Annotated in this window: 12 protein-coding genes; 5 read left to right on the top strand and 7 right to left on the bottom strand. The window is 45.4% G+C overall.

All coding sequences use genetic code 11. From position 1 onward, the window contains the following. The first annotated feature begins 97 nt into the window (after window positions 1-97). The gene (locus tag HWX15_RS06115; protein WP_175880554.1) at window positions 98-766 is read left to right on the top strand and encodes an MIP/aquaporin family protein; all 669 of its coding nucleotides are present in this window, start codon (window positions 98-100) and stop codon (window positions 764-766) included. A gap of 297 nt (window positions 767-1,063) precedes the next feature. Here the strand turns inward: HWX15_RS06115 and queF are convergent, their stop codons facing one another. The 7 genes from queF to HWX15_RS06150 form a co-directional block, all read right to left on the bottom strand. Continuing rightward, window positions 1,064-1,555, bottom strand: coding sequence for a preQ(1) synthase (queF, locus tag HWX15_RS06120; RefSeq protein ID WP_000082587.1), 492 nt, complete (start codon window positions 1,553-1,555; stop codon window positions 1,064-1,066). A gap of 18 nt (window positions 1,556-1,573) precedes the next feature. Next, a complete protein-coding gene (queE, locus tag HWX15_RS06125) occupies window positions 1,574-2,290 on the bottom strand; it encodes a 7-carboxy-7-deazaguanine synthase QueE (protein ID WP_175880555.1) in 717 nt (238 codons plus the stop codon). Further along, window positions 2,283-2,726 carry a 6-carboxytetrahydropterin synthase QueD gene (gene queD, locus HWX15_RS06130; RefSeq protein ID WP_175880556.1) on the bottom strand — a complete coding sequence of 148 codons (444 nt, stop codon included), beginning with the start codon at window positions 2,724-2,726 and terminating at the stop codon, window positions 2,283-2,285. The genes queE and queD overlap by 8 nt, the downstream gene beginning before the upstream one ends. Further along, the gene (gene queC / locus HWX15_RS06135; RefSeq protein WP_175880557.1) at window positions 2,726-3,379 is read right to left on the bottom strand and encodes a 7-cyano-7-deazaguanine synthase QueC; all 654 of its coding nucleotides are present in this window, start codon (window positions 3,377-3,379) and stop codon (window positions 2,726-2,728) included. The genes queD and queC overlap by 1 nt, the downstream gene beginning before the upstream one ends. A 201-nt stretch (window positions 3,380-3,580) precedes the next feature. Next, window positions 3,581-3,895 (bottom strand): thioredoxin, encoded by a 315-nt coding sequence (gene trxA, locus HWX15_RS06140; RefSeq protein ID WP_001029579.1) that lies wholly within the window; start codon window positions 3,893-3,895, stop codon window positions 3,581-3,583. A gap of 16 nt (window positions 3,896-3,911) precedes the next feature. Continuing rightward, window positions 3,912-4,133, bottom strand: a complete 222-nt coding sequence (locus HWX15_RS06145) for a DUF4649 family protein (protein WP_000570255.1) — start codon at window positions 4,131-4,133, stop codon at window positions 3,912-3,914. 99 nt (window positions 4,134-4,232) lie between these two features. Next, window positions 4,233-4,613, bottom strand: coding sequence for a MarR family transcriptional regulator (locus tag HWX15_RS06150; protein WP_175880558.1), 381 nt, complete (start codon window positions 4,611-4,613; stop codon window positions 4,233-4,235). A gap of 363 nt (window positions 4,614-4,976) precedes the next feature. Here HWX15_RS06150 and HWX15_RS10250 point away from each other — a divergent pair, with 363 nt between their 5' ends. The 4 genes from HWX15_RS10250 to HWX15_RS06170 all read left to right on the top strand — a co-directional run bounded on the left by HWX15_RS10250 (window position 4,977) and on the right by HWX15_RS06170 (window position 22,429). Next, window positions 4,977-5,171: an IS630 transposase-related protein gene (locus HWX15_RS10250; protein ID WP_175880559.1), complete on the top strand. Its 195-nt coding sequence runs from the start codon at window positions 4,977-4,979 to the stop codon at window positions 5,169-5,171. 6 nt (window positions 5,172-5,177) lie between these two features. Continuing rightward, a complete protein-coding gene (locus tag HWX15_RS10175; protein ID WP_175880560.1) occupies window positions 5,178-5,438 on the top strand; it encodes a hypothetical protein in 261 nt (86 codons plus the stop codon). A 430-nt stretch (window positions 5,439-5,868) separates the two neighbouring features. After that, window positions 5,869-6,168, top strand: a complete 300-nt coding sequence (locus HWX15_RS06165; protein WP_175880561.1) for an accessory Sec-dependent serine-rich glycoprotein adhesin — start codon at window positions 5,869-5,871, stop codon at window positions 6,166-6,168. A 25-nt stretch (window positions 6,169-6,193) separates the two neighbouring features. Beyond that, window positions 6,194-22,429 carry an LPXTG cell wall anchor domain-containing protein gene (locus tag HWX15_RS06170; RefSeq protein ID WP_175880562.1) on the top strand — a complete coding sequence of 5,412 codons (16,236 nt, stop codon included), beginning with the start codon at window positions 6,194-6,196 and terminating at the stop codon, window positions 22,427-22,429. Window positions 22,430-22,442: the final 13 nt, after the last annotated feature.

Consider the following 22,442-nt stretch of genomic DNA (forward strand, 5'->3'; position numbering starts at 1 on the left):
TTCTATGATTTTCAAGAAAATTTCCAATCAATTTTCTTGAAACCCTTTCCCTCTTTTGATAGACTAGTATCTAGTTTTTGAAAAAAGGAGAAAGAAAATGAAAAAATTTGTTGCTGAGTTAATCGGTACGTTCATGCTTGTGTTCATCGGAACAGGAGCTGTTGTTTTTGGAAATGGTCTTGATGGCCTAGGTCACCTTGGAATCGCCTTTGCCTTTGGTTTAGCCATCGTGGTTGCAGCCTACTCAATCGGAACTATTTCAGGTGCTCACTTGAACCCAGCTATTTCGATTGCTATGTTTATTAACAAACGTTTGTCATCTTCAGAGCTTGTAAACTACATCCTTGGACAAGTAGTTGGAGCTTTCCTTGCGTCAGCTGCGGTATTCTTCCTCTTGGCTAACTCAGGTATGTCAACTGCTAGTCTTGGTGAAAATGCCTTGGCAAACGGTGTCACTGTCTTTGGTGGATTCTTGTTTGAAGTCATTGCAACCTTCTTGTTTGTCTTGGTTATCATGACTGTGACATCAGCAAGCAAGGGCAATGGCGCGATAGCTGGTTTGGTAATCGGTTTGTCATTGATGGCGATGATTCTTGTGGGATTGAACATTACTGGACTTTCAGTAAACCCAGCTCGTAGCTTGGCACCAGCTGTCTTGGTAGGTGGCGCAGCTCTTCAACAAGTATGGATTTTCATCCTTGCACCAATTGTTGGTGGAGTTCTTGCAGCCCTCGTTGCGAAAAACTTCCTTGGAACAGAAGAATAATTGAAACTTAAAAGCCTTGCTCCTCATTTTGAGGAACAGGGCTTTTTCGTATCTATTTATACTCAATGAAAATCAAATAGCAAACTAGGAAACTAGCCGCAGGTTGCTCAAAGCACTGCTTTGAGGTTGTAGATAGAACTGACGAAGTCAGCTCAAAACACTGTTTTGAGGTTGTGGATAAGACTGACGAAGTCAGCTCAAAACACTGTTTTGAGGTTGTGGATAGAACTGACGAAGTCAGTAACATACCTACGGCAAGGCGATGTTGACGCGGTTTGAAGAGATTTTCGAAGAGTATTAGCGGTTGTCAATTTTTTCTGGATAAAGGTCGTGTTGGAAGAGGCGTTGTTCTGCCAAGCCTTCATACTTAGTTCCAGGCTTACCGTAGTTGTAGTAGGGGTCAATTGAGATGCCACCGCGCGGAGTGAATTTTCCCCAGACTTCTAAATAGCGAGGGTCTAGCAAGTTGACCAAGTCTTTCCCAATGGTGTTGATACAGTTTTCGTGGAAATCTCCGTGGTTTCGGTAGCTAAAGAGGTAGAGTTTGAGGGATTTTGACTCAACACAGAGCTTGTCAGGGATGTAGGAAATATAGATAGTTGCAAAGTCTGGCTGAGCGGTAATAGGGCAAAGTGAGGTAAATTCAGGACAGTTAAATTTGATGAAATAGTCATTTTCCACATGACGATTGTCAAAGGATTCCAGGACTTCTGGTTGATATTCGAAAATGTAGTTGGTTTCTTTGTTGCCTAGTAGGCTTAGGTTTTTCATTTCTTCTTGTTGTGACATGATTTTTTCTTTCTAATCTTAAACACCACGTTGATTATCGTAGAGGAGGGTATGGAGTTGAGGAAGGACGCGGACATTGCCCCAGCTATCGTCAGTAGCGACGCGTTCCCAGAGTTCTTTGAGACGGTTCAGTTGATCTTGGATAATATTGCCTGTGGCCTTGGGCTCAGGATTTCCAGCCGATAAGAAGAGGACATCTGGTTGGTAGCGTTCTTGTATTCCTTTAGCAAAGGCTAAATCTGCATCGTCAAAGACAGGGATTTTAAAGGTGACCTTGTCTGGATCAAGTTGGGAAACGATAAAGTCCAAGGTCTCAAAGTTGACTTCCATCTTGGATGAAGGAGGTTTGGGACTCAGGGTGACTTGGTCGATGTCTTTCAACCAATTTTGCCAGCGAGACCCTTGGGTTTCAACGGCAAGAGTGACACCACGTTCCTTGAGCTTGGTGACCAGTTCAGCCATGTTGGCTGCTAGGATAGCAGGATTTCCCCCAGATAGGGTGACATAGTCGTAGCTCCCCAATTTATCCAAGGCAGCAATGACCTCGTCAGCAGTCATGCGAGTTGGCTTTTCAGAGCCATCCCAAGTGAAGGCAGAATCGCACCAGTCGCAGTGGTAGTCGCAACCAGCAGTACGGACAAACATGGTTTTCTGCCCGATTGCACGGCCTTCGCCTTGAAAGGTTGGGCCAAAAATTTCCAGAACTGGTAGTTTGAGGATACGTTCCCTAGTCATCTAACCACTCCCGTCTAAACTCCGCAAAGGCAGTCGGAGTCTCATAGAGGCGAACGTATTCCAAACGGAGACCACGTTCGTCTGGCAACTCTTGGTTCATGGTTTGGAAAATCCAGTAAATCATATTTTCAGCAGTCGTGTTCATATAGGGCAGGGTTTCATTGAGATAGCGATGATCCAGGTGGGGCTCTAAGTAGTTCTTGTAGATGGCTTTGATATCTCCGAAATCGTAGGTCATGCCACGTTCATCTAAAAATCCACTGACAGCAATCTGCAGATGATAGGTGTGACCATGAAGGGATTTGCATTTTCCCTCATAGTGAAAGAGGTGGTGGGCAGCATCAAAGGTAAATTCTTTTGATACCAAGGTTCTGTGAGGATTGTAGACCAGAGACTCCCCAGTTTCCTGTTTGATTTCTTTGGGTGCAAAAAACATTAGTCCTCTCCTTTCTGTGAGAGATAAACATCTAACCCATGTTGACGTAGGTGGCAGGCTGGGCAATCTCCACAGCCACTTCCGATAATCCCATTGTAGCAGGTCAAGGTCTTTTCACGAACATAGTCAAAGGCACCGAGTTGGTCAGCTAATTCCCAAGTTTCAGCCTTGTCCAGCCACATGAGAGGTGTTTGGATAACGAAGTCGTAATCCATGGCAAGGTTGAGAGTAACATTGAGGGATTTGACAAAGACATCTCGACAATCAGGGTAGCCTGAGAAGTCTGTCTCGCAGACACCTGTCACGATGTCTTTAATGCCCCGTTGCTTGGCAAGGACTGCCGCAAAGGATAGAAAGAGGTGGTTGCGACCGTCAACGAAGGTATTGGGAACCTCTCCCTCTTTTTGCTCGATTTCCAGATCGGAGGTCAAGGCATTTTCAGTGATTTGTCCCAGCAGAGACATATCTAAGATGTGATGACGAATGCCCTGTTCCTCAGCGATTTCTTGGGCAACTTGAATTTCAAGATGGTGGCGTTGACCGTAGGCAAAGGTGACTGCTTCAACAGTTTCATAGTGTTCTTTAGCCCAAAAGAGGCAGGTTGTAGAATCTTGACCGCCACTAAAGACGACCAAGGCAGATTGACGTTTCATAGTACTCCTTCCAAAATGGGAAATGTTTAGAGCACGCAAAAAGCTCCCTTGAGGGAGCTAAAAAATACCAAGTAGAGGTTTTTTTTAGCGATGGCATGTCCCAAACATCGTAATATTCTATCTACAGTCTAGCATATTTTTTAAAAAATGGCAAAGGGCAAGAAAAAAGAGACCAAAGAAAGTACTTGGTCTCTAATGTGATTAGCTCAATTCAGCAACGATGGCCTTGATTTGGTCTGCTGTGTGAACACCAGCAACTTGTTTGACAACTTGGCCGTCTTTTTTGAAGAGAAGAGTTGGGATAGACATGATTCCAAAGGCACGAGCTGTGTTTGGATTTTCATCAACGTCCATTTTAACGATTTTCAAAACATCTTCTGAAAGTTCTTCAGACAATTTGTCCAAGATTGGACCTTGCATACGACATGGACCACACCAAGTTGCCCAGAAGTCTACCAAGACCAAACCGTCTTTTGTTTCTTGTTCGAATGTTGCATCTGTAATTGCTTTTGCCATTGTATTTCTCCTTTTTTTAGTTATATTGGCTTAAATCTTGTTTCTTGAGATAGAAGAAGATATCTCCATAAGTTCCATGGTAGTCCAAATCATGACCGTTATAGGTTAATTTTTGGACAGGGTAGTAGTCTGCGACGCCGATAAGGCAAGCTTGTTGTGAACGATCAAAGTCTTCATAAGACTCGAAAGTCACAGTTCTTTCGTTCTTGCTGGCATCTAAATAGGTGATTTCAATCATGTTTAAAACTCCTTTGTTTGATGATGACTTTATTTTACTCCTTGTAAAAGAGAATGTCAAGAAAAATGATTGCGCACGCAACTTTTTTCTGAAATCATCTTAAATCAAGAAATCCAAACCAGTTTCCAAGCTTGCTTCGACAGCTTTTTGTAGCGAGGCTAGTGTCTTTTGCCCATCACTTGTCAGGCAGATAAAGCTAGAGCGTCGATCTTGATGGCAACACATGCGACTGAGCAGACCGCAATTTTTAGCTTCCAAGCGAGCCACCATCCGAGAAACAGCGCTCGGGCTCAGATGAAGTTTATCTGGCAGGTCAATCTGGCGTAGAGATTTTTCTTCAGCCAAGTCCAGATAGTAGAGCAGGTAGAACTCTTTCAAGGTCAGACTTTGCTCGCTCTGCTGGGCAATAGCCTCTTCTAAGAGACTTTCAATTTCTTTCTGACGCCGATTGAAGTCAAACCATTTTTCCAAATAGGTCATAGTATCTCCTTTCTTTTTAGAGTTGTAAATAGAAGAATGTCCATTCACGGACAGTCTCTGCGTCACAAGATGATTGCGCATGCAATAATTATACTACTTTTCAAAAGAGCTGGCAAGCTCTGTTTTTTAGTGGTTTTATTTTGTGTGAATAATGGGGGAATCCTATTGTTTCAATTTCTAGCTCCTTATCACATTCGAATTCAGATTTTATTTCATTTCTCTATCTTTTAAAATAAGCATGGTCTAATAAAGCTATGGCATATAGTACTGATTTTAAAGAAGGAGCATTAGATTACATCAAAGGGGGACACAGCCATGTCGAGGCGCCAAAGTTTTTGATGTCGGCGTCAGAACTCTCTTCACGTGGGAAAAGAAAGACGCGAACAAGGACACTTAGAGCGGAAAAAGCGAGTCGTCAAAAAGCGTAAGATTCCTTTAGAGGAGTTGAGAGCTTTTGTAGAGGCTCATCCAGACGCTTTTTTACGGGAAATTGCGGCTCGTTTTGATTATGCTGTGCCCTCAGTATGGGCAGCTTTAAAGCAGATGAAGGTCACTTAAAAAAAGATGGCGAGCTTTAAGGAACAAGATCCAGAGAAAGTCGCTGAGTTTCTTGATATTTTGGATAACCTAAAAGATTTACCAGTCCTATCTATTGACGAAACGGGAATCGACGGCTACCTCTATCGTTCTTATGTGGGGGCTCCTAGAGGGGAGAAAGTCTATGAAAAGATTAGCGGACGGCGTTTTGAGCGGACTAATGAGGTGGAGCAAACACTCAATGGTAGTTTTCTAATCAGATATATTGATTCACAAATTAGAGTTTGATCACTCCATTCAAGTTGTATCAGGGGTGAGGAGTCTACTGTTAGTCTTTCATAGTATCGCGAAAAAGGTCAATATAGAAACTATATTTATAAACTAAAAAGGATAATCTGACAAGAAAAATGCCTTTGTATAAGGGTTTTGTTTTTTCGAATTCAAGCACTTGAAAAATTTTTGGTTTGTCTTGAGAAAAACCATAGAATAATCATGCATAAAAACAGGAATATAAACCAAGAATGAGCTGATTTACACTCATTTTCGTGTCTTTATAAAAAACTCATCTTATAATATATATAAAATAGCAAAATGCTTTTTTTTTTTAGGTAAAAATACTTTCAAACCTCTTGCTATTTAGCGATTATTTTTCTATAATATAGAATGGTATTTTATATATATCTATAAATGAAAATAATGTTTGAAAGGGAATTTCAAAATGTTTTTTAGACGACAAGAAGGTGAATATAGAGAGACGGATCGTGTGACCCGTTTCAAGCTGATTAAGTCGGGTAAGCATTGGTTGCGAGCTTCGACTTCTCAGTTTGGTCTCTTTAAAGTCTTGCGAGGTGGTGTAGACACTGCCCAGGTAACAACTGAAGTGATCGAAGAGCAATCGTCAAATACACTGACTGGACTGGATATCCTGAAAGGGATAGCTGCGGCTGGGACGGTACTCGGGGGGGGGGCTTGCGACTACTACGCATGTCTATGCGGAGGAGACTACACAAGCTCTTGAAAAGGAGGTAAATACCGCTGATGCCTTGGCGACTGTAGGGTCTGCAGTTTTAGGAAATAAGAGTGAGTTAGGGAGTGAATCTGTTATTACAAATTCACAATCAGATTCGCAAGAAGTCAGTCTATCTGCATCTGTTAGCGAGAGTATCCACGTTTCGGAAACGGCTAGTAAAAGTCTTAAAGAATCGGAGTCAGCTAAAACTAGTTTGGAGACAAGTCTATCTGCAAGTAAGGCTATCAGCGAATCTGGACTAGGTTCTGGCAATGTGATTGCTTCTATCTTGGGGAATGGTCTAGCCTCACAAGCTCCAGTTAATGGAAGTGTGGCTAGTAAGACAAGTCTGTCAAATGTAGCAGAAGAGTCGGCTACTGGTTTGAAAGAAGCTGATGAAACTGCGCAAACGAGTCAAGCTAGTCAAGCAAGCCAAGTAAGTACATCTGCTACTGAAAATGCGTCCGAATTATCACGTGTCATTGAGAATAGTCTGAACTCTTTAGCAACTATTGATGCGAAATTAAGTAGTTTGACAGTTGGTTCTACGGCTCTTATAGACACAACTATAACAGCTGCTGTGGCGACTACGGTAACTGCCGAGAATGACAAGAAAGCTCAAGAAGACCGCAAACGTCTGTCTAAAATCTCAGCCACTATGGGTGAGTACCTCGCTAAGTCTGTTGGCTTGCCAAATACGGAAGCGGCGGTTGCAAAGGTTAATGCTGCCGTGACAGCTATCGAGGGAGCACTAAAAACTCCAAATGCTGACCTAACAGACGTCATCAAACAAGCGACAATTGCACGAAACTCCATCATCAATGCAGTGCAACGAGCTAATAACGGACAACGTAGTAGCTTAAACGGTAAAGCAATGGAGAGAGGGGCTAATTTTAGGGTTGCACCAGGTGGGGCAGCTGAAAATGACCCTGATAGGGCGACCTACGGTTTCGGAACAGCGACAGTTGGTTATGTCGTAACGAAACCTGATGCAACAAATGCTGCTAGCCCCGCAAATCAAAATGCAAAATATGGTTATAGAGAAGGAACTTACCTCTATGCGACAGAGGGTCGTCAAGGGAATGAAAGAGAGCCGAGTAAAGCTAATATTGCCACACGTGTTGAGGTTAAAAATATTGCCCCACAGGTCCATATGAAGGCTGAACGACATGGAAGGATAACCAATTGGACTGTTCTCTTTAATGATGGTGGGGAACCGCATGACAACCCTTATTTCTACTTTACGGTTCCAAAGGGACATCGCATCACCCATATGAAGGTGGAACAAAAAGATGGTGGGAATAAACCATGGAACACTTTGGGAGAAACAAATAGCGATGAAGCTTTCCGTAACAATTCCAAAAGTGGGGATTTGTTAGCTGCAATCGGGAATGCTAATAATAACCAAGGTGGAGCCTACTATGAAAACGTTGCGGGTGTCGGCCCAAGTGGGGTTGGTAGAGGAACGCTAACGAGCTTGCGCGACTTCGCCTTTAATAACCCAGATGCTTATTATCAAACCGATAAAATCACTGACAAAGTGAAAAAAGAAGGGGACTTTGCTTTCAATAGTATTGAAGGAGCCACTGCCAATGTCTATGCCCTCCACCCTAAAGGAAGTGCCCGTTACGAAGGGTATAGAATTACCTATACGACAGAAAGTGCAGAAGACACCAACGATTATTATATGGCTGGATTCCGTTCCTTGGAAAATTCACGTCATAGAAACTACCTCCAAATGGTCGGCTCTCAAGATCGTTATAGGGCTGAATTTAAAGGAGGGAAACAATCATCTTTCCTTAAGTTTAGTGGTGTAGAAGATCTATCAAAAGTTAACCAACTTATCGATTTGTATGATGTCGTTACAGGAAAAAAATTAGACGAATTTCCTCCTGATTTTGCTAGTAAAGTTAAATATAAGATTGATGGTGCTGATACGGACGCTACTTACCTTGGTATTACCAATCTTCGAAGTTCATTTCGTCCTCAAGATAAATTAGCCAAAGGAACTCATAAGCTTACTATTACCTTCCCTAACAAGGGGGGGACGACCCAAACCTATGATATTCCTTTCCGTGTTGTCAGTCAATCGGAAGTTTATCAACCAACAATCAATACAAATGCGCTAAATAATCCCATTACAAAAGGTCAATCTGTTCCTAGTGCGGCGTCTATGATAGCAGGATTTACCAATTCTTCTAGCACAATTCCTCATTTCGGTATGCCTAGCGATATGGATAGCTATAAACAACAAATGAATGGGAATACATATAGTGGAGAGGTCATCCCACCAACGACGGTTAGAGGGACAGCGACTAGTGCCTCAAACCTAAACGTTGCCAATGTTCGATGGCTTGGTGGTGGTGATACCTTTGGTTCAGGTGTAGGGGAAAATATGGCTGTTAAAGCAACAGTCAATGGTAAGACCGTTTACCTCCCTCTACCAAGTGATATGCCTGCAAGCAAGCTGGGTCAAGACTTGACTCCTGATGAAGTAACTAAAGTTTTGGAGCACAATGGACTCACTACCAGCACAGCCACTATTGCGTCAAGAAAAGTTGGTTTGAGTAAAACACTCGTAGTCACTTACAAGGACAACGAAAATGGAGATTCACAGGATACTTCCGAAGTCTTCTTTGAAAATATCGCAAAAGCTACCACTCCAACAGCTCCTGCTATTCAAGCACCTACCGATGGTAGTGTGACGGTTACTCCTCAGGGAGAAAGCGATAGCGTGACCATCACCTACACTCCTACAACTGGCAATACCAATACAACTACAACCATCAGTGTCAAGAAGAGTGGAACCAAATGGGATAATCCAGAGCCTCTTCCTTCTGGAGTGACTTTAAATAAGGATACTGGTGCGGTTACTATATCAGAGCCGACAGTCAGAGACGAAAGCCGAGTCACTGCAACTGCTTATAACTTTAACTCAGAGGGAGCGACCTCTACTGAGACGGCAAAAATGCCCTATAAAACGAAATCAGACCGCTTTTATGCTGTTGAAGGGGAAAATGCTAGCCGACTAACTGCAAGTGATTTTATCACCAATAGTAGTGGGGCAGCAGTTCCGTCAACTGTCACTGTCACTTGGAAAACGAGACCAGATTTCAGCAGTAACGGTGAAAAGACAGCTGTCCTAACGGTCACTAGCTCGGGAATTACTAAGGATTTTAACTATCCTTATACGGTTTATAAGAAAGTGGAGGCTAAAAATCCGATAGGCGGTAAAGGTCAATTTTACGCTTTCAAAGCCGATGATGGAAAAGACACAGTTACCGGTGGAAGTTACGCGAATAACATTGGTGGAAACACAGACCTATACACTAATATTAAAGAACTCCCTGAAAATACCAAGTGGTCTTATAGGTATAAACTAAATAACCAAGGAACAGCGACCACTACTGCTGTTGGAACGCCATCATTTAGTAGTGTATGGCATACAACTGGTACGGACGCTAAGACGCATCATACCACCTATACTCTAACAGCAACCTATCCAAATGGTCGCTTTGGGACTGTATCGTCTACTAATCCAGCCTTGACTAGTGAGACAAGTTTTGACTACACAGTAGTGGATCCTGTTGAAAAGCAAACTTATGAAACAACAGTTGGGGATACAGCTCCGTTAAATGATATTATTACTAGTCCGGGTAATGCTCTTAAAAATTCGAATGCCAGTGTGACTATTCCGACTGGGACAACTTATGCTTGGCAATCTACACCAGATGCTTCAGCAGCAGGTATTTATAAGAAAGAAGTTAGTGTAACATTACCACAAGGTTCAGCAGGTTCAACAAATAGCAGAAATGTTCCTGTAACGATTAAGGTAAAACCACAGGCTCCACAAATTGCTGATAATCAGTTGACAAATACTGGTGGACTACCAAATCGTGGTATTACAGTCACTAATGTGACACCAGGTGCAACAGTAACCTTGACGCTTGGAAGTGGAAGTAAAACTGTAATGAAGACAGTACCAGCTAATGCGACAAGTCTAACAATTGGAGCGAGTGACTTAGCAGATAGTAATGGTTTACTTCCAGTAGGAGAAGTAACGGTTAAACAAAGTAAGGCATTTACTAATCCGACAACAAACCAACCAGAAACACTTGAATCAGCAACGACGACTAAAACAATTACCAAGGAAAACGTTAAACCGGTAGCGACTACAGTTGTAGAAGTTTACAATAAAGCGACTAAGACGTGGGAAGCTGCTCCTAAGACGACTTCAGGTGATACATCAGTCTATACGTTTTATGCTGGTGACCAGATGAGATTTACAACATCGATCACTGACAATAGTAACTATATAAAGCAAACAGATATAAAAATAGGTGGCTCTGACGGAAAGAGTGTTCCGAGTAGAAATGCTTTCGATGATAGTTTTGGAAACGCAACTGTAACCAATATTTCTTCTGTTACACCTGCCTCATCTACGACTCCAGCTAAACTAGTTGCACAGGGAACAATTAAGGAAGAACTTCAATACAGTACCGGAAATACTTCGACTCGTTCTATTACAGCTACAGATATTTCAGACAATGAGTCTGTGGGAAATACATTTAAGATTGTACAAGGTGATTTGAGCGTTAAAAATGCTAATTTGAATCCAGATAAGAAGATTAAAGTAACAAATCTGACAGCTTTAACAGAGGATGAAAAGACAAGCATAAAAGAAGCTATTAAGAATGCCCATGATACGGATGAAGTCAAAGAAAAAGAACGTATCAAGGATGTTACCTTTGAAGGATCTAATGCCAAGATTACCTATAAGGATGGTCGCTCTCGTACCAAACCAATCTCAGAATTGGCGAGAGAAGTGAATACGCCGTCTATTGAAAATCTAGCTGGGCGTGGTGGCTTACCAAATCAAACGATCACGGTAAATAATGTTCTTCCAGGTGCAACTGTAACCTTAACAGTTGCAGGTCAAACAATTAAGCCTAAAACAGCAGAAGGTAATGCTACCAGCGTAACCTTTACTGCAGCAGATTTGGGAACGGCTTACGCCGCAAACAATGGTCTGCTTCCTTCGGGTAGTGTGACTGCGACACAAAGTGTGCCTGCAGGGGCAAACACAACTGAAGTTTTAACCTCAGACCAAGGTACTGGGACGATTACTAATGAAACTGAAAGACCAAATGTAGACGTCGTTCTGCAAGTCAAGGATGGGGATAATTGGGTTGATCAAACTAGGAAAGCTGTTCGTAACAGTGCTAATGACGAAGAAAGACGTTCCGGTTCGGGATATGAACTCTTTGCTGGTGATGAATACCGCTTTGTTATCAAAACTAAAGATAACAGTGGCAAGGTTCGCACTGTAGAAGTATGGGACGGTGGTCGCTATAAACAAAGTAATATGACAGGTTCTGCTTATAATAGAGGTGGAACGATTAGCCATATTACGACTCCTACGACTGCTACGACTGAGACTCCAGCTACGCTGACAATTCAAGGTACATACAACGAAAATCAACAGTATGCAGCCAGCAATCTTTGGACACGTCAGATTCGTACAGAAGATCTTTCTGGAAATACAAATAATGACACTACATTTCAGATTGTTCAAGGGAAATTAAGTGATAAATTCCGAGGGCTACAACCAGAAGATGCGGTTCCAGTTGCCGATCCAAACTCCTTGACAGATCCAGATCGTGATAAGATTCTTGAAGCTGTTAAGAGAGCTAATCCTCAAGATACGAATCGTATCAGTAATTATACTATTGATAATAATGGTAGAGTAACCATTACTTATAAAGATGGTACGAGCAATCCTGTCGATCCAAAAGTGAAACCGCAGGCGCCTACAATCAATCCTGCAAATCAAGCAGTTTATGGAGATAGGTTAACTTCGACAGATCGTGTTATCACAGGTACGAATGCACCGGGTGCAACGGTAGAGGTAACGCTTCAAGATGGTACGAAAAAGGCTGCAACTGTAAATGGTACAACATGGACTTTAAATCTTGGTTCAAATGAAGTATTGACTCAGTCTGAACATCAAAATCTTCAACGTGGTGACAGTAAAGCCAAAGGGATTGAGGTGACTCAAACTGTTAATGGACTTAAAAGTGATATTGCAAGTAAAGCAGTCACTCTTGGAGATTATACAATCCAGCCATCAAGGGTTGCTAAAACACCAAAAACAGGTGATAAAAGCAATAGTGTTGCTTCGGCAAAAGATGTGGTTGTTCAAATTCCACATGATGCTGGTTTAGCTTATGTTCGCTTAAATGGGAATCAAGATCTTGCTCTTCAAAAACAACCAAATGGAACATGGAATGTAGCAGGAGTTTTCGCAGGGAAGGTTACGGCTGTTGAGACAGCGGTAGCTGGAGACCCAACTAAGAAAGAATTGACTATTAGCGTCAATGACCCAACTAATCCACCGTATCGTATTCAGAAAGGTACGGATAAGGTTCAGTTGTTGGTTAAATATGCAGATGGAGGACAAGAGCCACCAGCAGCTAAGGATTGGGTGAAAGCAGATGCTATCAATGAAAAACCTGCTATTACTGCAAATACAGGTTCAGAAAACAAGGTGTATGTTGCAGGTACGCCTGTAACTCAGGACGATTTAAAGAATCTTGTTACGGTTAGTGACCAAGAAGACTTGAATACAACAGTTCCAGGTGCGACAGTTGGTAGAAAAGCAAATGAAAATCTTACAGTAGAAGTTGTCAAAAAAGGAACCACTGCTAAAATTACAGGTAACTTAACCGATCCTGGTGTTTATACTGTTACTTATAAGACCAGTGATGCCGCAGGGGATGTAGCTGAAGATAAGACTTTTGATATTGTCATTAAACCGCAGGCGCCACAAATCGCAGATGATCAATTGACTGAAAAAGGTGGTTTGCCAAATCGTAGTATTGAGGTAACTAATGTTACACCAGGTGCGACAGTAACCTTGACAATCGGCACTCAGACCTTTACTAAGACAGCTGGTCCTAACGATACAAGCTTGACCTTCGAGCCAAGAGACCTTGCAGCAGGTTACAATGCTAATAACGGCTTGCTTCCAACGGGTAGAGTAACGATTAAACAAGCTCTTCCAAATCCAACGTCGAGCCAAACTAACCCGTTAGAATCAGAAACAACGACTAAAACAATTACTAAAGAAAATGAATTGCCAAATGTTACGGTTAAGGTAGAAGTTTATAATCCTAAGACTAATACATGGGTAGAAGCACCTAAGTATTCAGATGGTAAGAGCAAAATCTATGCTGGTGATAAATTCCGTGTGATGGTAGTAACTACTGACAATAGCGGTAAGGTTAGAAATATTGAAGCTTGGAATGATAACAATGGTAATGGAAATCCAACAACGACTTCCCTTATAGGGCCAGATGTTCATAGTGGTGGTAGTGCCGTACCAGGTGGTACTGGTGGAAACTTCCCTGCAAGTGATGATCATCCTCAAAATAGACAAGTCATTACGGATGCTGTTTATAATTCAAATAAACAATATAGACCGGACGGGGATGGTAGTAAGGCGACTGATAATGAATGGACACGTTATGTTCGTGTGAAAGATTTCTCTGAGAATGAAACACGAGTGCCTTATGGCATCCGTCAAGCTCCATTGAGTGAAAAGTATGATCCAGCCACACCTGATACGATTCAGGTAACAAACAAAACGAATCCTTCTGAAAAGGATCAAGAAAAGATTCGTGAAGCAGTGAGAACCAAGAATGCAGGTCTGCCAATTGATAGAATTGACGTTGCAGCGGATGGTTCAGTGACTGTTGTGTATACGGATGGTACGAAAGAGTCTCTAAAAGTTGCGTTATCGAATGAGGAGTATAGTACATCTCTATCGACAAGTATTGTAACATCAACATCAATTTCAACAAGTGTTATAACGTCCAGATCAACATCTGAAAGTGTGGTAACATCACGATCTACCTCTGAGAGTGTTGTAGCATCCAGATCAACATCTGAAAGTGCTAGCACATCGTTCTCGGCTTCGGCAAGTTCATCCCAATCATTGTCAGAATCCCAATCGGCGTCTGAGTCGATGTCGGCTTCAGAATCAGCAAGTCAATCAGCGTCTGAGTCAACTAGCTCGAGCCAATCTGCCTCAGAATCAGCCTCAACCAGCGCGAGCCAGTCAGCGTCAGAGTCCGCATCGACAAGCGCTTCAACGAGCGCGAGCCAGTCAGCGTCTGAATCAGCATCGACAAGTGCCTCAACGAGCGCAAGTCAATCAGCTTCTGAGTCAGCATCGACAAGTGCCTCAACGAGCGCAAGTCAATCGGCGTCAGAGTCCGCATCGACAAGTGCTTCAACGAGCGCAAGTCAATCAGCTTCTGAATCAGCCTCTGAATCGGCCTCAACAAGTGCTTCAACGAGTGCGAGCCAGTCAGCGTCTGAATCAGCATCGACAAGTGCTTCAACAAGTGCGAGCCAGTCAGCGTCTGAGTCAGCATCGACAAGTGCCTCAACAAGTGCAAGTCAATCAGCTTCAGAATCAGCATCGACAAGTGCCTCAACGAGCGCAAGTCAGTCAGCTTCTGAATCAGCTTCAACAAGTGCGAGTCAATCAGCGTCTGAATCAGCATCAACAAGCGCAAGTCAATCAGCATCAGAATCAGCATCGACAAGTGCTTCAACAAGCGCGAGTCAATCAGCTTCAGAATCTGCATCAACAAGTGCTTCAACGAGCGCGAGTCAATCAGCGTCTGAGTCAGCATCGACAAGTGCTTCAACAAGCGCAAGTCAATCAGCTTCTGAGTCAGCCTCAACAAGTGCTTCAACGAGCGCGAGCCAGTCAGCTTCTGAATCGGCATCGACAAGTGCTTCAACAAGCGCAAGTCAATCAGCGTCAGAGTCAGCCTCAACAAGTGCTTCAACGAGCGCAAGTCAGTCAGCATCAGAGTCTGCTTCAACAAGTGCAAGTCAATCAGCTTCAGAATCAGCATCGACAAGTGCCTCAACAAGCGCAAGTCAATCAGCTTCTGAGTCAGCCTCAACAAGTGCTTCAACGAGCGCAAGTCAATCGGCATCAGAATCAGCATCGACAAGTGCCTCAACGAGCGCGAGCCAGTCAGCTTCTGAGTCAGCATCGACAAGTGCTTCAACGAGCGCAAGTCAATCGGCATCAGAATCAGCATCGACAAGTGCCTCAACAAGCGCAAGTCAATCGGCATCAGAATCAGCATCGACAAGTGCTTCAACAAGCGCAAGTCAATCAGCTTCTGAGTCAGCATCGACAAGTGCCTCAACGAGCGCGAGCCAGTCAGCTTCTGAGTCAGCCTCAACAAGTGCTTCAACGAGCGCAAGTCAATCAGCTTCTGAGTCAGCCTCAACAAGTGCGAGTCAATCAGCGTCTGAATCAGCATCGACAAGTGCTTCAACAAGCGCGAGTCAATCAGCGTCTGAATCGGCATCAACAAGTGCCTCAACAAGCGCAAGTCAATCGGCTTCAGAATCTGCATCAACAAGTGCTTCAACGAGCGCAAGTCAATCAGCGTCTGAGTCAGCCTCAACAAGTGCTTCAACAAGCGCAAGTCAATCGGCATCTGAGTCAGCATCGACAAGTGCCTCAACAAGCGCAAGTCAATCAGCTTCAGAATCAGCATCGACAAGTGCAAGTCAATCAGCGTCTGAATCAGCATCGACAAGTGCTTCAACAAGCGCAAGTCAATCAGCTTCTGAATCAGCATCAACAAGTGCCTCAACGAGCGCAAGTCAATCAGCGTCTGAGTCCGCTTCAACAAGTGCCTCAACGAGCGCAAGTCAATCAGCTTCTGAGTCAGCATCAACAAGTGCTTCAACAAGTGCAAGTCAGTCAGCTTCTGAATCTGCATCGATAAGTGCCTCAACGAGCGCAAGTCAATCTGCATCAGAGTCCGCATCAACAAGTGCTTCAACAAGCGCAAGTCAATCGGCCTCAGAATCAGCCTCAACAAGTGCTTCAACGAGTGCAAGTCAGTCAGCGTCAGAGTCAGCTTCAACAAGCGCGAGCCAGTCAGCGTCTGAGTCAGCATCGACAAGTGCCTCAACGAGCGCAAGTCAATCAGCATCTGAATCAGCATCGACAAGTGCCTCAACGAGCGCAAGTCAATCAGCATCTGAATCAGCATCGACAAGTGCCTCAACGAGCGCAAGTCAATCGGCATCAGAGTCAGCATCGACAAGTGCCTCAACAAGTGCAAGTCAATCTGCATCAGAGTCAGCATCGACAAGTGCTTCAACAAGTGCAAGTCAATCAGCGTCAGAGTCAGCATCGACAAGTGCATCGACAAGCGCAAGTCAATCAGCGTCAGAGTCTGCTTCAACAAGCGCAAGTCAATCAGCCTCTGAATCAGCATCGACAAGTGCCTCAACGAGCGCGAGCCAGTCAGCTTCTGAGTCAGCATCGACAAGTGCAAGTCAATCAGCGTCAGAGTCAGCATCGACAAGTGCCTCAACGAGTGCAAGTCAATCAGCGTCAGAGTCAGCATCGACAAGTGCCTCAACGAGCGCAAGTCAATCAGCGTCAGAGTCAGCATCGACAAGTGCCTCAACGAGCGCAAGTCAATCGGCTTCTGAATCCGCATCGACAAGTGCCTCAACGAGCGCAAGTCAATCGGCGTCTGAATCAGCTTCAACAAGTGCAAGTCAATCAGCTTCTGAATCGGCATCGACAAGTGCCTCAACGAGTGCAAGTCAATCGGCCTCAGAGTCCGCATCGACAAGTGCATCAACAAGTGCAAGTCAATCAGCTTCTGAATCGGCCTCAACAAGTGCCTCAACGAGCGCAAGTCAATCGGCATCAGAATCAGCTTCAACAAGCGCAAGTCAATCAGCTTCTGAATCAGCATCGACAAGTGCATCAACAAGTGCAAGTCAATCAGCGTCAGAGTCAGCATCGACAAGTGCATCAACGAGCGCAAGTCAATCGGCCTCAGAGTCCGCATCGACAAGTGCCTCAACGAGCGCAAGTCAATCAGCGTCTGAGTCAGCTTCAACAAGCGCGAGCCAGTCGGCCTCAGAGTCCGCATCGACAAGTGCTTCAACAAGCGCAAGTCAATCAGCGTCTGAGTCAGCATCGACAAGTGCATCAACAAGTGCAAGTCAATCAGCGTCTGAATCAGCATCGACAAGTGCTTCAACGAGCGCAAGTCAATCAGCTTCTGAATCAGCATCGACAAGTGCATCAACAAGTGCAAGTCAATCAGCGTCTGAGTCAGCATCGACAAGTGCATCAACGAGCGCAAGTCAATCGGCCTCAGAGTCAGCTTCAACAAGCGCGAGCCAGTCGGCCTCAGAGTCAGCATCGACAAGTGCTTCAACAAGCGCGAGCCAGTCAGCATCTGAATCAGCATCGACAAGTGCTTCAACGAGCGCAAGTCAATCAGCGTCAGAATCAGCATCGACAAGTGCCTCAACGAGCGCAAGTCAATCAGCGTCTGAATCAGCATCAACAAGTGCTTCAACAAGCGCAAGTCAATCAGCGTCAGAATCAGCATCGACAAGTGCTTCAACGAGCGCAAGCCAGTCAGCTTCTGAGTCAGCATCGACAAGTGCTTCAACGAGCGCAAGTCAATCGGCATCAGAGTCCGCATCAACAAGTGCTTCAACCAGCGCAAGTCAATCGGCATCAGAGTCCGCATCGACAAGTGCCTCAACGAGCGCAAGTCAATCAGCTTCTGAATCGGCATCGACAAGTGCCTCAACAAGCGCAAGTCAATCGGCATCAGAATCGGCATCGACAAGTGCTTCAACAAGTGCGAGCCAGTCAGCGTCTGAATCAGCCTCAACAAGTGCTTCAACGAGTGCAAGTCAGTCAGCTTCTGAGTCAGCTTCAACAAGCGCGAGCCAGTCGGCATCAGAGTCCGCATCGACAAGTGCTTCAACCAGCGCAAGTCAATCAGTTTCTGAATCGGCATCAACAAGTGCCTCAACAAGTGCAAGTCAATCAGCGTCAGAGTCAGCATCGACAAGTGCCTCAACGAGCGCAAGTCAATCGGCGTCAGAGTCCGCATCGACAAGTGCTTCAACGAGCGCAAGTCAATCAGCTTCTGAATCAGCCTCTGAATCGGCCTCAACAAGTGCTTCAACGAGTGCGAGCCAGTCAGCGTCTGAATCAGCATCGACAAGTGCTTCAACAAGCGCAAGTCAATCTGCATCAGAGTCCGTATCGACAAGTGCCTCAACGAGCGCAAGTCAGTCAGCATCAGAATCGGCATCGACAAGTGCCTCAACGAGCGCAAGTCAATCGGCATCAGAGTCCGCATCGACAAGTGCCTCAACGAGCGCAAGTCAATCGGCATCAGAGTCCGCATCAACAAGTGCTTCAACCAGCGCAAGTCAATCGGCATCAGAGTCAGCATCGACAAGTGCCTCAACGAGCGCAAGTCAATCAGCTTCTGAATCGGCATCGACAAGTGCTTCAACCAGCGCGAGCCAGTCAGCGTCTGAGTCGGCCTCAACAAGTGCTTCAACGAGCGCAAGTCAATCAGCTTCTGAATCGGCATCGACAAGTGCCTCAACGAGCGCAAGTCAATCGGCATCAGAGTCAGCATCGACAAGTGCCTCAACGAGCGCAAGTCAATCGGCGTCTGAATCCGCATCGACAAGTGCATCAACAAGTGCGAGTCAATCAGCGTCAGAGTCCGCATCGACAAGTGCATCAACAAGTGCAAGTCAGTCAGCGTCTGAATCCGCATCGACAAGTGCATCAACAAGTGCAAGTCAATCAGCGTCAGAATCCGCATCGACAAGTGCCTCAACGAGCGCAAGTCAGTCAGCATCAGAGTCAGCATCGACAAGTGCTTCAACGAGCGCAAGTCAGTCAGCCTCTGAGTCTGCTTCAACGAGTGCAAGTCAATCAGCATCAGAATCGGCATCGACAAGTGCCTCAACAAGTGCGAGCCAGTCAGCTTCTGAATCGGCATCGACAAGTGCCTCAACAAGTGCAAGTCAATCAGCGTCAGAGTCAGCTTCAACAAGTGCTTCAACAAGCGCAAGTCAGTCAGCATCAGAGTCAGCTTCAATAAGTGCCTCAACGAGCGCAAGTCAATCAGCGTCTGAATCTGCATCAACAAGTGCGAGCCAGTCAGCGTCTGAGTCAGCATCGACAAGTGCTTCAACAAGTGCAAGTCAGTCCGCATCGACAAGTGCTTCAACAAGCGCAAGTCAATCGGCATCAGAGTCAGCATCGACAAGTGCCTCAACAAGTGCAAGTCAATCAGCGTCAGAGTCAGCTTCAACAAGTGCTTCAACAAGCGCAAGTCAGTCAGCATCAGAGTCAGCTTCAACAAGTGCCTCAACGAGCGCAAGTCAATCGGCTTCTGAATCAGCATCGACAAGTGCTTCAACAAGTGCAAGTCAATCAGCATCTGAGTCCGCATCGACAAGTGCCTCAACGAGCGCAAGTCAATCGGCATCAGAGTCAGCTTCAACAAGCGCGAGCCAGTCAGCGTCAGAGTCAGCATCAACAAGTGCTTCAACGAGCGCAAGTCAGTCAGCTTCTGAGTCAGCATCAACAAGTGCTTCAACAAGTGCGAGCCAGTCAGCTTCTGAATCTGCATCGATAAGTGCCTCAACGAGCGCAAGTCAATCTGCATCAGAGTCCGCATCAACAAGTGCTTCAACAAGCGCAAGTCAATCGGCCTCAGAATCAGCCTCAACAAGTGCTTCAACGAGTGCAAGTCAATCGGCATCAGAATCAGCATCGACAAGTGCTTCAACCAGCGCGAGCCAGTCAGCATCTGAGTCTGCATCAACAAGTGCAAGTCAATCAGCTTCTGAATCGGCGTCAACAAGTGCTTCAACGAGTGCAAGTCAATCAGCTTCTGAATCAGCATCGACAAGTGCCTCAACGAGCGCAAGTCAATCAGCTTCTGAATCAGCTTCAACGAGCGCAAGCCAGTCAGCCTCTGAATCAGCATCGACAAGTGCGAGCCAATCAGCGTCAGAATCCGCATCGACAAGTGCCTCAACGAGCGCAAGTCAATCAGCGTCTGAATCAGCATCGACAAGTGCTTCAACAAGCGCGAGCCAGTCAGCTTCTGAATCAGCATCAACAAGTGCTTCAACAAGTGCAAGTCAATCGGCATCAGAATCGGCATCGACAAGTGCCTCAACGAGCGCAAGTCAATCAGCTTCTGAATCGGCATCGACAAGTGCCTCAACGAGCGCAAGTCAATCGGCATCAGAGTCAGCATCGACAAGTGCTTCAACAAGCGCGAGCCAGTCAGCTTCTGAATCTGCATCAACAAGTGCTTCAACGAGCGCGAGTCAGTCAGCGTCTGAGTCAGCATCGACAAGTGCCTCAACAAGTGCAAGTCAATCGGCATCAGAATCGGCATCGACAAGTGCCTCAACGAGCGCAAGTCAATCAGCATCAGAGTCTGCTTCGACGAGCGCAAGTCAATCAGCGTCTGAGTCCGCATCGACAAGTGCTTCAACGAGCGCAAGTCAATCGGCATCAGAGTCAGCATCAACAAGTGCAAGTCAATCAGCGTCTGAATCGGCCTCAACAAGTGCTTCAACGAGTGCAAGTCAGTCAGCATCAGAGTCTGCTTCAACGAGCGCAAGCCAGTCAGCCTCTGAATCAGCATCGACAAGTGCGAGCCAGTCAGCTTCTGAATCGGCATCGACAAGTGCCTCAACGAGCGCAAGTCAATCAGCATCTGAGTCTGCCTCAACAAGTGCCTCAACGAGCGCGAGCCAGTCAGCTTCTGAGTCTGCCTCAACAAGTGCTTCAACGAGCGCGAGTCAGTCAGCGTCTGAATCCGCATCGACAAGTGCTTCAACAAGTGCAAGTCAGTCAGCATCAGAGTCTGCTTCAACGAGCGCAAGCCAGTCAGCTTCTGAGTCCGCATCGACAAGTGCTTCAACGAGCGCAAGTCAATCAGCCTCAGAATCAACCTCAACAAGTGCTTCAACAAGTGCAAGTCAATCGGCATCAGAATCGGCATCGACAAGTGCTTCAACGAGCGCAAGTCAGTCAGCTTCTGAGTCAGCTTCAACGAGCGCAAGTCAGTCAGCATCTGAATCGGCATCGACAAGTGCTTCAACGAGCGCAAGTCAGTCAGCTTCTGAATCCGCATCGACAAGTGCCTCAACGAGCGCAAGTCAATCAGCTTCTGAATCGGCATCGACAAGTGCTTCAACGAGCGCAAGTCAGTCAGCTTCTGAATCCGCATCGACAAGTGCCTCAACGAGCGCAAGTCAATCAGCGTCAGAGTCAGCATCAACAAGTGCTTCAACAAGTGCAAGTCAATCGGCATCAGAGTCAGCATCGACAAGTGCTTCAACGAGCGCAAGTCAATCAGCTTCTGAATCAGCGTCAACGAGCGCAAGTCAATCAGCGTCTGAATCGGCATCGACAAGTGCCTCAACGAGCGCGAGCCAGTCAGCTTCTGAATCGGCATCGACAAGTGCTTCAACGAGCGCAAGTCAATCAGCGTCTGAATCGGCATCGACAAGTGCCTCAACGAGCGCGAGCCAGTCAGCGTCAGAATCCGCATCGACAAGTGCTTCAACGAGCGCAAGTCAGTCAGCTTCTGAATCAGCGTCAACGAGCGCGAGCCAGTCAGCATCAGAGTCCGCATCGACAAGTGCTTCAACGAGCGCGAGCCAGTCAGCGTCAGAATCCGCATCGACAAGTGCTTCAACAAGTGCAAGTCAATCAGCGTCTGAATCAGCATCAACAAGTGCTTCAACGAGCGCAAGTCAATCAGCGTCTGAGTCCGCTTCAACGAGCGCAAGTACGTCAACCTCAACAAGCACAAGTACATCAGCAAGTGTATCGACTTCAATCAGCGCAAGCAATTCTGTTGTTACAAGTAAGGGAATGCCGGAAATTGTTAAACCACTCCCTAGCCTAGATATTGATAGTATTATTAAATCGGATTCTATCAGTATGTCAGTTAGCACATCGGCTTCAACAAGCGCAAGTATATTAGCAAGTACGTCTACTTCAACCAGCACGAGTGTTTCAGCATCAATAAGTGCTAGCGCGTATGCTTCTACAAGTACAGGTGCTTCAGATACAATGAGCACAAGTGGGTCAGTAAGTACATCTCTGTCAACAAGTACAAGTTCCTCAGACACAATGAGTACAAGTACCTCAGTAAGTACATCGGCGTCAACAAGTACAAGTGGATCAACTAATTCTCGACCACAAGAGACAAGAACCAAAGCGAGCCAAGACTTACCAAATACAGGAGAGAAACAGTCTGTGAAATCAGGACTTCTTGGATTGATACTTGGTTTAACAGGTTTAGGATTGGTTGCCAAACGTCGTAAAAGAGATGACGAAGACTAACATTGACTTTCAT

Origin of the sequence: Streptococcus thalassemiae (genome assembly GCF_903645285.1) — a bacterium.
Taxonomy (GTDB): domain Bacteria; phylum Bacillota; class Bacilli; order Lactobacillales; family Streptococcaceae; genus Streptococcus; species Streptococcus thalassemiae.